General features: G+C 43.8%; 13 protein-coding genes. 5 read left to right on the top strand and 8 right to left on the bottom strand.

Annotated elements, in window-relative coordinates; translation table 11 throughout:
• Positions 1-6: 6 nt before the first annotated feature.
• The 4 genes from DW640_RS19640 to ald all read left to right on the top strand — a co-directional run bounded on the left by DW640_RS19640 (position 7) and on the right by ald (position 8624).
• Complete coding sequence (locus DW640_RS19640) at positions 7-2637, top strand: zinc-dependent metalloprotease (protein ID WP_048698200.1); 2631 nt, start codon at positions 7-9, stop codon at positions 2635-2637.
• Between the two features lie 33 nt (positions 2638-2670).
• A complete protein-coding gene (locus DW640_RS19635; RefSeq protein ID WP_054959269.1) occupies positions 2671-6003 on the top strand; it encodes a SusC/RagA family TonB-linked outer membrane protein in 3333 nt (1110 codons plus the stop codon).
• Positions 6004-6015: 12 nt separating this feature from the next.
• The gene (locus DW640_RS19630) at positions 6016-7362 is read left to right on the top strand and encodes a RagB/SusD family nutrient uptake outer membrane protein (protein WP_117578857.1); all 1347 of its coding nucleotides are present in this window, start codon (positions 6016-6018) and stop codon (positions 7360-7362) included.
• 155 nt (positions 7363-7517) lie between these two features.
• Entirely contained in the window at positions 7518-8624 is a 1107-nt protein-coding gene (gene ald, locus DW640_RS19625) for an alanine dehydrogenase (RefSeq protein ID WP_008762213.1), read from the top strand.
• Between the two features lie 84 nt (positions 8625-8708).
• On the opposite strand, the gene DW640_RS19620 is transcribed toward ald, so the two are convergent.
• From DW640_RS19620 to DW640_RS19585, 8 genes are all read right to left on the bottom strand, one after another.
• Positions 8709-9644, bottom strand: coding sequence for a nitronate monooxygenase family protein (locus DW640_RS19620; RefSeq protein WP_008767957.1), 936 nt, complete (start codon positions 9642-9644; stop codon positions 8709-8711).
• A 73-nt stretch (positions 9645-9717) separates the two neighbouring features.
• On the bottom strand, positions 9718-10413 hold the full coding sequence (locus DW640_RS19615) for a DUF4858 domain-containing protein (protein WP_008767956.1): 696 nt from the start codon (positions 10411-10413) through the stop codon (positions 9718-9720).
• A gap of 37 nt (positions 10414-10450) precedes the next feature.
• Positions 10451-11002: a DUF4858 domain-containing protein gene (locus tag DW640_RS19610; RefSeq protein WP_008762210.1), complete on the bottom strand. Its 552-nt coding sequence runs from the start codon at positions 11000-11002 to the stop codon at positions 10451-10453.
• 38 nt (positions 11003-11040) lie between these two features.
• Positions 11041-11565: a DUF4943 family protein gene (locus DW640_RS19605; protein WP_008762209.1), complete on the bottom strand. Its 525-nt coding sequence runs from the start codon at positions 11563-11565 to the stop codon at positions 11041-11043.
• An 11-nt stretch (positions 11566-11576) separates the two neighbouring features.
• Positions 11577-12629 (bottom strand): outer membrane beta-barrel protein, encoded by a 1053-nt coding sequence (locus tag DW640_RS19600; protein WP_008762208.1) that lies wholly within the window; start codon positions 12627-12629, stop codon positions 11577-11579.
• Positions 12613-13164: an RNA polymerase sigma factor gene (locus DW640_RS19595; RefSeq protein WP_032850560.1), complete on the bottom strand. Its 552-nt coding sequence runs from the start codon at positions 13162-13164 to the stop codon at positions 12613-12615. Before DW640_RS19595 ends, DW640_RS19600 begins: the two co-directional genes overlap by 17 nt.
• Before the next feature lie 202 nt (positions 13165-13366).
• Positions 13367-14215, bottom strand: a complete 849-nt coding sequence (gene nadC, locus DW640_RS19590; protein WP_008762206.1) for a carboxylating nicotinate-nucleotide diphosphorylase — start codon at positions 14213-14215, stop codon at positions 13367-13369.
• On the bottom strand, positions 14208-14600 hold the full coding sequence (locus DW640_RS19585; protein ID WP_011107862.1) for a DUF4783 domain-containing protein: 393 nt from the start codon (positions 14598-14600) through the stop codon (positions 14208-14210). The genes nadC and DW640_RS19585 overlap by 8 nt, the downstream gene beginning before the upstream one ends.
• Positions 14601-14727: 127 nt before the next feature.
• Between DW640_RS19585 and rlmH the strand changes: the two genes are divergently transcribed.
• Complete coding sequence (rlmH, locus tag DW640_RS19580) at positions 14728-15201, top strand: 23S rRNA (pseudouridine(1915)-N(3))-methyltransferase RlmH (protein WP_008762204.1); 474 nt, start codon at positions 14728-14730, stop codon at positions 15199-15201.
• The last annotated feature ends 17 nt before the right edge of the window (positions 15202-15218 follow it).

Here is a 15218-nt window from a genome sequence, read left to right as displayed (position 1 = left end):
GACTTAATGAGAATGTATGTAAAGGTAATGGCAGCGGTCATTGCATGTATATTGCTGAGTGGAGAAGCGTACTCAGCACTTGCAACTACCCCTGCTACAGAAAATCTGAGTTGGTTCAAAAAGAAAAAGAAAAAAAATTCAGAAGAAGAGAGAGTAAAAAGCGACTACGAGAAATTAGTGGAAGGCAGCAGTGTTAAAAAAGGGATGTTTGCCGTTTATCAAAAAAAGAACGATTATTATTTTGAGGTTCCCACATCATTGCTAGGGCGCGATTTACTTGTTGTCAACAAGTTACAACGAGTACCGGCTGAATTGAACGATGCTGGAGTAAACCGGGGTGTAAATTATGAAAATCAAATGATTTGCATGGAATGGGACAAAGCAACCGGGAAACTGATGTTCCGCCAACAACGCCCGTTACCTCTGGCTCCTCAGACGGATGCTATTTTCCGTTCGGTTAAGGACAATTTTATATCACCGCTTATTGCCGCATTCAAGATAGAGGCTGTCAATCAGGACTCTACAGCATTGGTGATCAAGATCAACGACATCTATGATGGTACGGAAACCAGCATTAATAATGTATTTACCAATATCAATCTGGGAACATCGGCTATTAAAAATCTATCACGTATCTTATCCGTGAAATCCTTTCCGAACAATGTAGTTGCCACTTCCGAGCTGACTACTAAAGTGACGGAAGGAACAACAAGCGTATATGTAACGGTAGAAGTCAGTTCTTCTATCCTTCTGCTGCCTGAAACTCCGATGATGGGACGTTTTGATAATCAGAAAATAGGTTATTTCACCAATCCGCTATTGAGTTTCAGCGATGCACAGCAAAGAACGGATAAGAAGCAGTTTATCACCCGTTGGCGTATGGAACCCAAACCGGAAGACCGGGAAGCTTACCTGAAAGGAAAGGTGGTAGAACCCGCCAAACCAATCGTATTCTATATCGACAATTCCACACCTTATCAATGGCGCAAATATATAAAAAGAGGTATTGAAGACTGGCAGATCGCTTTTGAAAAAGCCGGATTCAAGAATGCAATCATCGCCATTGAAGTTACCGATAGTATGGAAATAGATATGGATGACGTGAACTATTCCGTACTGACCTACGCAGCTTCGGAAAAGAAGAATGCGATGGGACCTTCTTTGTTAGACCCCCGTTCCGGAGAGATTCTGGAAGCAGACATCATGTGGTGGCACAATGTGCTCTCTATGGTAAGCGAATGGATTACAGTACAGACCGGAACTGTTTGCCCGGAAGCACGCAGCGTGCAGTTGCCGGATTCACTATTGGGTGATGCTATCCGCTTTGTTGCCTGCCACGAGGTAGGGCACTCTTTGGGATTGCGTCACAACATGATGGGATCGGCAGCGTTCCCAACTGATTCCTTACGTTCCGCAACGTTCACTTCCCGATTAAATTCCACCGCTTCTTCTATTATGGACTATGCCCGCTTCAACTACATAGCCCAACCGGGAGATGGCGTGAAGGTTCTTTCCCCGCATATCGGTCCTTACGATATCTTTGCCATCGAATATGGATATCGCTGGTACGGAAAGAATAGCCCGGAAGAAGAAAAAGATATCTTATTTGATTTCCTGAGCAAGCATACCGACCGTCTTTATAAATATAGTGAAGCACAGGATGTACGTGATGCCGTTGATCCACGTGCACAGAATGAAGATTTAGGCGATGATCCCGTACGTTCTTCCTTACTTGGCATTGACAACCTGAAACGCATCGTTCCGCAAATCCTTCAATGGACTACTACCGGAGAAAAAGGGCAGACTTACGAAGAAGCCTCACGCCTCTATTACGCAATTATCAATCAATGGAACAACTATCTGTATCACGTACTGGCCAACATTGGTGGCATCTATATCGAAAATACAGTCATAGGAGATGGTGTACAGACCTACACATTCGTTGAGAAAGAGAAGCAACAGGCTTCCTTGAAGTTTCTGACAGATGAAGTACTGACTTATCCTAAATGGTTGTTCGATACGGAAGTAGGAAAATATACCTATTTGCTCCGTAACACCCCGGTTGGACAACAAGAAAACGCCCCGACGCAGATACTGAAGAATGCACAAGCCTACATCCTTTGGGACTTGCTTGGCAACACCCGTCTGATGCGTATGATTGAAAATGAATCAGTCAATGGAAAAAAAGCGTTTACCGTAGTGGAACTAATGGACGGACTCCACAAGAATATTTTCGGCATTACCGAACGAGGAGGTATTCCCAATGTGCTGGAACGCTCTTTGCAAAAAAACTTTCTGGATGCATTACTCACAGCTGCCGCAGAGCCCGAAGCTGTGAAAATCAATAAAAAGATTGCAGACGATCATTTCTTGCTCGATCATGCCACTCCTTTCTGCAGCTGCTATGCGGCCGAACAACGTTCGCTCCGACAGGAAGATAAAATGGGAGCTCACCGAGTTCTCAACTTCTACGGCAGCCAACTGAATCGTATCTCGGATGCAATATCCGTGAAACGCGGAGAGTTACTGCGGATTAAGAAATTATTGCAGAGCCGCCTCGGAACGTCTGATACAGCAACACGTTATCATTACGAAGATATGATTTTACGTATCAATACAGCTTTAGGTATTAAATAATTCGATTCAATCACTTACGTTTATTTACAATTAATGAATAAAAAACATCTTTGCATTATTATATGCTTCCTTGTTAACGCACTGGCAATGGCCAGTGCGGCTAATCGTACTATCACCGGGGTAGTAATCTCCGGTGAAGATAACGAACCGTTGATTGGTGCTTCGGTCTACGTTCATACGGATGAACTGAAAAAGAACGGATCATCAGAGGTTTCCTTAGGAACAGTTACTGATATTGACGGTAAATTTTCTCTTTCCATTCCCGAAAAAACAACCCGTATTCATTGCAGCTATATCGGATTTGAGGAACAAATCTTATTATTGCAAGCAGGAAAGAATGACTATCGCATCATACTTCAACCTTCCGCACATACACTGGGAGATGTTATCGTCACCGGTTATCAGGAAGTAGAACGCCGAAAACTGACAGCTGCTATTACAAAAATTGATGTAACAGACGCGATGGTAGGTTCAGCAAAAAGTATCGACCAGGCATTGGCCGGACAAATTGCCGGTGTAGCCGTAACCACAACTTCAGGTGCTCCCGGGGCACCGGCACGTATACGTATTCGTGGTACAGCTTCACTAAACGGAACACAGGATCCGTTGTGGGTATTGGACGGCATTCCTTTAGAGGGGACTGATATTCCCAAATTGGATGATGATACAAGTAATGACATCGTTAATATAAAACAATCATCTATTGCCGGAATAAGTCCAAATGACATCGAAAGTATTACTATACTGAAAGATGCAGCAGCCACTGCTATCTATGGTGCACGAGCAGCAAATGGTGTAATTGTTGTCACAACCAAAAGAGGAAGAACAGGAAAACCGGTTGTAAATTTCAATACAAGGCTGACTTATACTCCGAATTTGGATACTTCACGATTAAATCTCCTTAACTCACAGGAGAAAATCGATTTGGAATTGGAGCTGATTAAAGATACATACGAACTCTTCGAAGATAAATATCCTGTTTATTATGAGAAAGGAGGAGTTGCATCTATCCTGAAAAAATATAATCTGATGGATGCATACAGGGCAAATGGCTGGGATGGATTAACACCTGAAGCTCAATCCGCTATCAATCAACTAAAAAATATAAATACAGATTGGAATGATATATTATTCAGAGATGCATTTACACAAGAATACAACTTTAGCATCTCAGGCGGAAGCGAAAATGTTACCTATTATAATTCACTAGGCTACTCAAAAGAAGACGGTAATGTACCGGGAGTCAGCATGAAACGCTTTAATTTAACAAGCAAAACGTCGTATCAAATAAACCGTATGCTGAAAATAGGCATGTCACTTTTTGCAAACAGACGAAAGAATACAGACTTCGTTGCAGATAAATATGGCTATGCAAATCCTATCTACTATTCACGCACAGCAAATCCATACTTTAATCCTTATGACTCAAATGGTAACTATGCGTATGATTATGATATTTCAAATAAAGATATTCCTGACCCGCTACGAGGCTTCAATATTTTTGAAGAAAGAGCCAATACAAATAAAGAAACTATAACAACAGCAATCAATGCAATCTTTAACACTGACCTACGCTTCAATGATCAATGGAAAGTAACCTCACAGGTCGGATTACAGTGGGAACAGTTGGATCTGGAACAATACATCGGAGCCAATACATTCACCATGCGTGATCTACGATATGAAAGCAGATACGACAATGGAACAAAATATCGCATTCCCGAAGGTGGCATGCACAAAGTTACAGGCTCCACAACATCACAGATTACGTGGAAACTGCAAGGAGAATGGAGTCAAAGTTTCGCAGATATACATGAAGTGCAAATTATGGGTGGTTCTGAAATACGAAAAAACTGGTATAACTCACTAACTTCAAATGCTTACGGCTACGATCCTAAAACACTTACAACAAAACCAGTCGTCATTCGTGATGATCAGGATGCTAAAAAATATCCATTACATATAAAAACTTATACAGAGAATGCCTTTGCTTCATTTTACGCAAATGGTTCTTACACCCTCATGAATCGCTATACATTGGGAGCAAGTGTACGTATGGATGGATCCGACCTGTTCGGAGTAGATAAGAAATACCGTTTTTTACCTATTTATTCAGTTAGTGGATTATATCGTATATCCAATGAACCTTTCTTCAAACCAGCTACAGGGTGGATGGATAATTTGTCATTACGCCTTTCCTATGGATTGCAAGGTAACATTGACAAGAACACTTCTCCGTATCTTATAGGCACCTATGGAACTCAAACCATTCTCCCTAATAACACTGAAAACAGTATCTCCATTTCGAGTGCTCCCAACGATAAGTTACGCTGGGAAAAGACAGCATCATACAACATTGGTGTTGATTTTTCCGTGCTTAAGTCTGCGATTAATCTTAGCGTAGACTATTACTATCGTAAAGGTACAGATCTTATCGGTGTCAAAAACCTGCCGTTAGAAAATGGCTTCAACGGAATGACTATCAATTGGGCTAGTATGGAAAATAAAGGAATTGAAGTCAATCTGCAAACACGTAATATTACCACTCGCAACTTTTCCTGGTATACTACATTTAACTTCGCTTACAACTACAATAAGGTCTTAAAGGATTTGGCCAGTACACAAAGTCTGACACCAGGACTAGAAGGAAATCCGGCAGGTACTATCTTCGCCATCCGAAGTAAGGTAGATCCAGAGACAGGGCGTATACTTATCTATCCGAAAGGAAGCAATGAAGCTGTTTCTGTCGAAGAATACTTTGAAATGTACGACGAATCGGGCGGATTAGGTTTATACCAATATAATGGAAAAGCCGACATCCAACGAAATCTGTATGAGTATGCCGGCACAACAGACGCACCTTATACCGGCGGTTTCATCAACACGCTGAATTATCACAACTGGGAACTGAGTTTTAACTTTGCTTATAATCTTGGAGCACATGTGCGCACTGCCCCATCATATAGCGTTACCGAATATGATCCGGGACATAATACGAACCGAGACATACTAAACCGATGGACTACTGAAAATCGCAGTTCAAAGCTTCCGGCTCTCGTCAACCGGAATTATTATTCAGCAGATTACTATCTTTTTGAAAATGAGCGGACAATCTATAAAAATCTTGATTTATGGGTGAAACGCCTCAGTTATGTACGCCTTCAAAACATACGACTTGCATACACTCTGCCACAAGAATGGCTACATAAATTCAACGTCAAAGGAGCGACAATAGGTCTGGAAGGACGTAACTTATTTGTTTTTGGTTCCAGCTACAAGAATTATCTGGATCCGGAATCAATGGGCAACCTTTACTCCACTCCAGTTGCTAAATCGGTAACATTTAACCTTAACCTCAACTTTTAAAGAACAGTGAATATGAACAAGAATAAAAAAATATATATCGTTCTCATGCTCGCAATGGGGTTCTTTATGACTTCATGCAGTAATTTCCTGGAAATACAGCCTACAGGCAAAGTGATCCCAAATACTTTGGAAGAATATAGAGCACTCATGACAGAAGTATATGCCAATTCCCTGACAGACAGAAGTGTCTGTGATATGCGTACAGAAGACATTATAGTCGAAGACGCCTCTCAAAGCCAAACTGACTTCGGAAAAATCGAGAAATGGATTGATGATAATTCTGTTGGTGGCTATGAATTTGGATGGGCAACATATTATGAAAACATCTATTACGCCAATGCTATCATAAACAAAAAAGATGAAATCACAGAGGGTAGTCAGGAAGATATTGACCAACTAGTTGGAGAAGCTTACTTCATGAGGGGGTATATGCATTTCTTATTGGCCAATTTATACGGGCAGCCATATACCAAAGACGGAGCTCCTGCAACAAAAGCCATACCGCTGAAGCTGACACTTAATCTGGAAGAAATGCCAACTCGTAATACAATAGATGAGGTTTATACTTCTATTCTTTCCGATATTGAAAATGCCCGAAAGCTTATTAACCGAAAAGAATGGGAAGCTGGTTACAATTATCGTTTCACCACTCTTGCGGTAGATGCATTCGACTCACGTGTACATCTCTACATGGGTAAATGGCAAACTGCATATGACGCTGCCGAACGCGTATTGGCACAAAAGAAAACACTGGAAGATTATAATAACAATGTCAGTTTCCAACTTCCCAATCACTATGAATCCGTAGAGTCCATTACAGCGTATGAGAATGTTTATAGTAACGCCACAATGGAAGCTTCACGGGCTACATCTAAATTTGCACAAATGTTCCAAGACGGTGATTTGCGTAAAGACTACTACTTCGGTGCTATGAGCCAAAGTGGTAATTACCCTATCAAAAAAACAAATAATACAACTTATTACAAGTGCAGTTTCCGAATCGGTGAGTTATATCTGAATGCAGCTGAAGCAGCAGCCTGTCTAAACAACTTACCTGCTTCTCGCAACCGTCTATTACAACTAATGGAGAAAAGATATACTCCAGCTAAATATTCACAGAAAGAAAGCGAAATTAACAAGATGAATCAAGCTGAATTAGTCACTGAAATATTAAATGAACGCGCACGTGAGTTAGCGTTTGAAGGTCATCGATGGTTTGACTTACGCCGTACTACCAGACCAAGAATCGAAAAAGTAGTGAATAGTGGCCAAACCGTAATTATCGAACAAGATGATCCTCGTTACACATTACGTATTCCACAAAGTGCTACCAATGCAAATCCAGATTTGATGAATTAAATCCTCTATTCATTCCAAATTGGATTCAATATAAATCACCTTTTACAGATATCATACTACAGACGATATTCTGCTCTTAAACATCCCCTTGCGAATAACAACGTAAGGGGATTTTTCGTACATTGGTCCATGTTAAACCTTTAATATATAACAATATGATCATCGGAGTACCCAAAGAAATCAAGAACAACGAGAATCGGGTAGGCATGACACCTTCCGGAGTTGCCGAAGTTGTGAAGCAAGGTCACCAAGTATATATCCAGCATACGGCAGGTATCAATAGTGGTTTTCCGGATGAAGCATATCTGTCTGTCGGTGCACAGGTGCTTCCGACAATAGAGGATGTCTATGCCACAGCAGATATGATTGTAAAGGTTAAAGAGCCTATCGCGCCCGAATACCATCTGATCAGAAAAGGACAGTTATTGTTCACTTACTTCCATTTTGCTTCCGATAAGGAACTGACTCTTGCCATGATTGACAATAAGTCGATCTGTCTGGCATACGAAACCGTAGAAAAGGAAGACCATTCTTTACCCCTGCTTATCCCTATGAGTGAGGTAGCCGGACGCATGTCCATTCAGGAAGGAGCACGCTTTTTGGAAAAGCCGCAAGGAGGAAAAGGTATCCTTCTGGGAGGAGTCCCCGGTGTGAAGCCTGCCAAAGTATTAATTCTCGGAGGCGGTATTGTCGGAAGTAATGCAGCGCAGATGGCTGCGGGAATGGGTGCGGATGTTACAGTTGCAGATATTAATCTGTCACGCCTGCGCTATCTCAGCGAGACATTACCGAAAAATGTCAAGACGCTGTACGCATCCGAATTAAGGATAAAAAAGGAATTGCCGGATGTTGATCTGGTCATCGGTTCCGTGCTGATTCCGGGGGATAAAGCGCCTCATCTGATTACCCGAAATATGCTTGCAATGATGCAGCCCGGTACGGTACTTGTGGATGTAGCAATAGATCAGGGAGGATGTTTCGAAACGTCACATCCCACGACCCACAGTGCGCCTACCTATGTGATAGACGGTATCGTTCATTATGCCGTAGCCAATATCCCGGGAGCTGTACCTTATACTTCTACGCTGGCTTTGACCAATGCTACTCTCCCTTATGTCATTGCTTTAGCAAATAAAGGATGGAAAAAAGCTTGTAAAGACGACCCGGCACTAGCACTCGGTTTGAATGTAGTGGAAGGAAAAGTGGTATATAAAGCTGTAGCGGATGTATTCGATCTAAAATATGAAAATATAAACCTATAAATTGATTAAGCAGCCAACTTTCTGAAGTAGTAAAGTTCTGAAGTAGTCAGGTTTTCCAAACCCACTACTTCGGAACTTGTTTTTTTACCAATATTTCTTCTCCGCTGCCCGCTGCATAGCCTCCACCAATTCATTCATGACTTCCGCTACTGACTGCTGACGGGAAACAATAGCCGACACCTGCCCTATCTCCAGTTCGCCTTCTTCCAGATCCCCTTCAAAGATACCTTTCTTCGCACGACCTCTCCCAAGAAGAGTCCGCAATTCTTCGGCAGAAGCACCGCCATCCTCAGCCCTCTCCACAGCATCCCGGAAATTATTCCGTACCAAACGTGTCGGAGCCAGTTTCTTCAATAATAATTTAGTATCTCCTTCTCCCAAACCCAGACAATATTCTTTGAAGACCGGACTTGCTGAACTTTCATCCGTCAACGCAAAACGAGTTCCGATTTGTACCCCTTCTGCTCCCAGCACCATGGCAGCAAAGATACCTTCTCCCGTACCGATACCTCCTGCAGCGATCAAAGGCAAAGTGGTCGCATTGCGTACCGCAGGAATCAAGCAGAAAGTGGTAGTTTCTTCACGCCCGTTATGTCCGCCGGCTTCGAAACCCTCGGCGACTACCGCATCTACTCCCGCCTCTTCACACTTCATCGCGAAACGGGAAGAGGAAACGACATGAGCCACGATAATACCACGTTCGTGTAGCCATCCGGTCCATGCTTTAGGATTTCCGGCAGAAGTGAAAACGATCTTGACGCCCTCTTCGGCAACAATCGCCATGATTTCTTCAATCTGAGGATACATCAAGGGAATATTGACTCCAAAGGGACGGTCTGTAGCCGCACGGCATTTCCGGATATGTTCACGAAGAGTCTCCGGATGCATAGAGCCTGCGCCAAGCAGTCCCAATCCTCCCGCATTACTTACTGCGGAAGCCAGACGCCATCCGCTACACCACACCATGCCACCTTGAATAATAGGATACTGAATACCGAAAAGAGAAGTAATTCTGTTCATAAATTAATCGTTTTTCAATGTGCTAATCTAATAACATGGAACATGAGACATGTCCATATTTAATAAAACAGTTTCAGCGGGCAATCTGTTCAATGGGGCGATTGATCAGTACAGTCGTCGAATCCCCATAGGTTCTCAACACTTCCAACGTACGCTCCCGACGTTCTTTTCCTTTTTTATCCCAGAAGTTTTTGGTGAAAACCGCCATCAGATCAAGCCCTCCGATAGTTCCTCCATTGATGTACACGCCGCTGCCTCCAAACAAAGGAATCGGGCTATCCATCACTACCGAATTAACCATCATTCCATTCGCCCGTTCACTCAACTGACGGAAACGTACCCCACTCGCCCGTATCTCCTCCAATGATTTACGGACTCCTCCCGCCATCGGATTACGTGCCCAGTTGCTGTACGACCTTTGATGACGCATTTCGTAATGCGGATCTCCACGCCAGGTATTCTTATCCATTCTTATTTTCTTCTGAAAAACGGGGTCCCAATTACAAGGAGTATTTGCCTTATAGGGCATCAGACTCAATACCACTTTCGGTTTAGGCAATGCTTCGGGAAGCGACTCATCGGGCAGCATCCACTTCTTTTCCACCGACATGCGGGGAGTACCGACAGCGCTGCCGAAATCAATCTGCCTGACTGCATCCTGATTCAAATTCAGCTCCTGATCACTGTCCAGCAACTTTCTCAGACGCAAGGAATCCTCCTTCGTCCATTCCTGCGCATGTACCAGCAAAGCTGTCAGGCACAGTGTCATAGCTGTTATCAAACGTTTTATCAATTCACTCATCTTTCTACCTCTGTTTTCTATATTCCTCAAGTACCCCCATCGTACGTGTGCGCATTCGTTTCTTCCTGAACTGCCAGAACTCTCTCGTAAAGACCTGCAGTAAATCCAAACCGCTAAACGTACCTCCGTTCACTCTTACTCCATTCCCTAAAGATATTCCTTCGGGGGGAGGGAGCTTAAACTCCATCGCAATTTTCAATGTATCCAATGGCAAGTGAGCATAAACAGGCTTGTACACTTCAAGCATTTGAAGAGGAAGTTTCCCACCTGTTATCCTCCGTTTATCGTACAAAGTATCCGATTCGACCACAGCAGAAGGAGAAATCACACGCGGAAGCGACTCATCAAAACGCATCCATCGTTTCTCCTCATACACACGCGGATTGGCTGCTCCTGCATTCAAATCAATCTGTCTGACGGCTTCCTTATTCAGCTTCAGCTCTTCGCCCTCCTTCAGTGATTTCTTCAATCGCAGAGAATCTTCCTTCGTCCATTGGGCATAGCACGCCCCTGTCAGCAGTACAAAGACTGCTGATACAAATAAACGTTGCCTCATGTTTTTTAGTTTTTATGCCCCGAAGGATTTTTCTTTTTTTACCACCATCGGTATCCTGAGCCACAAAGCGGCTCGTCGTAGCACGGATCAATCGTCCAGGTCGTCTTCGGATATTTCCGCCCTTCCCACCATCGACGATAGCAGGCTGCCGCGTCGAGCACTTCGTCGTCGGTCAGGAAATAGATGGCTTCGTAATTTTCGGCATTCGCCAGTACCATCCTGCAACCTAACGACGGGGCTGTTCCCTGACGGATCGATTCTATCACCCAAAGCATACATTCACCTAAACGGATTTTACCGTTATTCGTATTGTAGACTGACGGGAAAGAAGGAATAATAGTCAGATCTTCCGCATATTTCAATAGTTCGGGAATGTCCTCTTCAGTGAAATGAGGAACTTCCACGACCCCTTTTTCATTCTTCATATTATAGGTACCCGCTTTCAGCTGTTTCACAAAAACGGTTACATCGGGATTCTCATAGTCCATTTCTTCGCTGCTGCATCCCACCAGGGATACCATCAGGCTAACAGCCATCCACAGCATCATAAGTGTTTTTTTCATTTTCATAAGGATTAATACGTCATGCGAAGTCCGCAAAGTAAATTAAAATTAGTCGGCCGTTTCGTGCGTACCGTAGCCAGTTTCGAATCCGTCTTGAAATGATGGGAAACACCCGGCTCGGCAAAAACCGCCAATCGGTCATTAATTTTGTAAGTGATTCCGATACCGGCAGTAACTGCCAGTTGGATAGGTTCTTCTTTAAAACTGTTGTCCGGCGCACCGGCTATACATTTGTCCGCCACTCCGCCTACCGTAGCGTAGAGGTCGATTTTCTTTGTATCCATCAAGGTAATATTCGCTTTCAGCGGGATGCCCAGATAATGCAGGTGCTGTCCTTCCGAGCGCAGATTCGAATAAAGCAGTCCGGTCTCTATTCCGAGATAGTCATTCAGTTTCCGCTCTACAGTGACTCCTGCGGAGATCGGCATCTTGTAGGCACCGTCCTCTGCCGGAAGTGCCGTCCCCATCTGCGCTTTCAAAGCCCAGCGATGTTTTTTTACGTTTTCCACCGGAGCAGGTGTACCGGTAGTATATTTTTCTTCTTGTGCGGCGGATGGTTCTGTGTTACCATTATTCGCCTGCCAATAACCGTTGCGACCTTGGTTGCCGTATCGGTTGCCATTTCCCGTGGTGGTAGTTGCCGAGAAAGAGAAAGACATGGAGAAGGAAATGGAAACCGAGTCTCCCTCTTCCGGATACTGCGATAATAATCCGAATGATTTAGGTGCCGGTTTCGGCAATACAGGTTCCATTGCCGTCGGCAACTGATTAGCGCGTACACCATCTCCATCCATTCTTCCGCTGTTCGCCACCACGATTTTGGTAAACGCCTCCTCCATCTCTTCTTTCGGAGAGAGATACCAGAAAGTAGCTGAGGATGCAGCCAATACCAGCAACACAGATGCTGCCGCTGCCACACGGAAGAATATCAACCGACGGCGATGCTGGCAAGCCACAGGGATATCCTGCGAAAGCTCTTCCCAAAAGCCATCCCGAACAGTCATCCCGGCATCAGCGAGACGAGTGCGAAACAGATCGGTTATTTCATCATTTTCTTTCTTCATGATTTCTATATTCTTTTATTCTTTTTGCTAACAAATACTTGGCTCTGTGTAACTGCGAAGTAGACGAATGTTCTTTAATGTGAAGCATCCCGGCTATCTCCTTGTGCGATTTCTCTTCAAACACATAAAGGTTGAAAACGGTTCGGCAACCATCCGGCAATTCGGCGACAAACGCCATTAATTGTTCTTCGGAGATCCCTGCTCCTCCTCCCGACGACGAAATATCCGGTATGTCGGGAAGCTGCTCTTCATGCACTACCAACTGATTGACTCGTTTCTCCCGTCTCAGATAGTCCAGTGACTGTGTCACCATCACCCGTGTGATCCACGTACAAAGCGAGGATTCACCCCGGAATGAGAAGTTGGTAAAAATCTTGATGAAACCGTCATGCAGTACATCGTGCGCCGCATCCATATCGCCCGTATAGCGGTAGCATACCGCCAACATTTGTTTGGCATAGAGGGTGTAAAGTTCCTTTCGGGCTGAATCCTGTCCTGCCCGACAGCCCTTTATCAGTTCTATCTCGTTTTCCAATGCCAATTGTCTTTTTTAAATCGAACGTATGTCTGCGCCGTTTTTATCCTTTAGACGCAAGTATTTGAGGAATGCTGCAAAGAGTTTTGCTAAAAGAAGTTAAAGAAATGATGATTCGTAAATAATAAACGGTGAACAGCTGCAGCACGATAGCAACAGCACTGTTCACCGTTTATTTATTATCAGTTCATCACTTATAGATTCAGCATGCTTTGAAACTCATGTCAAGTCCTTTCACCGAATGAGTCAAAGCTCCTACAGAGATAAAGTCTACGCCACATTCGGCATAGTCGCGAAGGGTATCGAAAGTGATACCGCCGGAAGATTCTGTTTCGTATTTGCCGGCTACCATATCGACTGCCTTCTTAGTCATTTCGGGCGTAAAGTTGTCGAACATGATGCGGTCTACGCCACCCAAGTCAAGCACTTGCTGCAATTCGTCGAAGTTGCGTACTTCGATTTCAATCTTCAGGTCCTTGCCCTTTTCCTTGCAGTAATCCTTGGCACGGTTGATCGCTTTGTCGATGCCTCCGGCAAAATCCACGTGATTGTCTTTCAGCAGAATCATGTCGAACAGACCGATACGATGGTTTACACCGCCACCGATTTTGACTGCCATCTTTTCGAGGATACGCATCCCCGGAGTTGTCTTGCGGGTATCCAGCACGCGGGTGTGAGTGCCTTCCAGTTGTCTGGCATACTTGCGGGTCATGGTTGCGATACCGCTCATACGCTGCATGACGTTCAGCATCAGGCGTTCGGTCTGGAGCAAGGATTGTACTTTTCCTTCTACGATCATAGCTACGTCGCCCGGTTTCACTTCAGTGCCGTCATTGATAAACACTTCCACTTTCATGGACGGGTCGAAACGGTTGAAGATTTCTTTGGCAACTTCGATTCCGGCCAGTACACCGGCTTCTTTGATCAGTAGTTTTGATTTTCCCATTGCAGTAGCGGGAATACACGAAAGGGTGGTATGGTCACCATCACCTATATCTTCTGCAAAAGCAAGATCGATCAGTTTGTCGATCAGTTCTTTTTCCTTATTCATTGATCTTGTCAATTCTTATTTGGTGTATTAAATATTGAGTCTGCACTTTTTTCAGGAAGCAGTTCACACGGAATTTCCCTTTTGTAGTCGTCAGCGTACCTATGACAAAACTGGATTCATCCCGTTTTCCCTGATGATTCACGTCAAATGCGTTGACCTTGTTTTCCGTGAAAAACTCTTGCATCATTGCTGTTGCTTTCTTCTTGTCAACGTTTGCCGAGCTGCCTTGGAGAACAAGGTTTACCTTGTCTCCCATATACTTACTCAGTTCCTGCGAGCTTCCCCGCTTAAATGCCGTAATCACTCCTGCCGGTATCTCCTGCGCCATCAGCAATGAGACAGAAAGAAGCAAAGAGGCCATTCCTAAAAGCACTCGTTTCTTCATAAATCCAAGCTTTTGGGTTGAAGTTTAAAGGCTTAAACTTTCAACTAATGATAGGCAAAGGTAAGCATTAATTGCAGAATAACATAAAAAATGCCTATTTTTGTGCTCGAATCAGAATATCAGACGCATGAAAACAACTTTGCTCGTCGTTGGACGAACCGTAGAACAACACTATATTACAGCTATTAATGACTATATTCAGCGTACCAAACGCTTCATCACTTTTGATATGGAAGTGATCCCCGAACTGAAGAACACCAAGAGCCTTTCGATGGAACAGCAGAAGGAGAAAGAAGGGGAACTGATATTGAAAGCGTTGCAACCGGGGGATGTGATCGTACTGCTCGATGAGCACGGGAAAGAAATGCGTTCACTCGAATTTGCCGATTACATGAAGCGGAAGATGAATACGGTGAATAAGCGGTTGGTATTTATCATCGGTGGTCCTTACGGATTTTCGGAGAAGGTGTATCAGGTAGCTAATGAAAAGATTTCAATGTCGAAGATGACGTTTTCACATCAGATGATACGGCTGATCTTCGTGGAACAGATTTATCGGGCGATGACGATATTGAATGGAGGGCCGTATCATCATGAATAACATGCCTCCATTCAACA

The sequence above is a fragment of the Bacteroides sp. AM23-12 genome (assembly GCF_003434395.1).
In the GTDB taxonomy this organism is placed as follows: Bacteria; Bacteroidota; Bacteroidia; order Bacteroidales; family Bacteroidaceae; genus Bacteroides; species Bacteroides thetaiotaomicron.
This window is presented reverse-complemented; position numbering and strand designations above follow the sequence as displayed.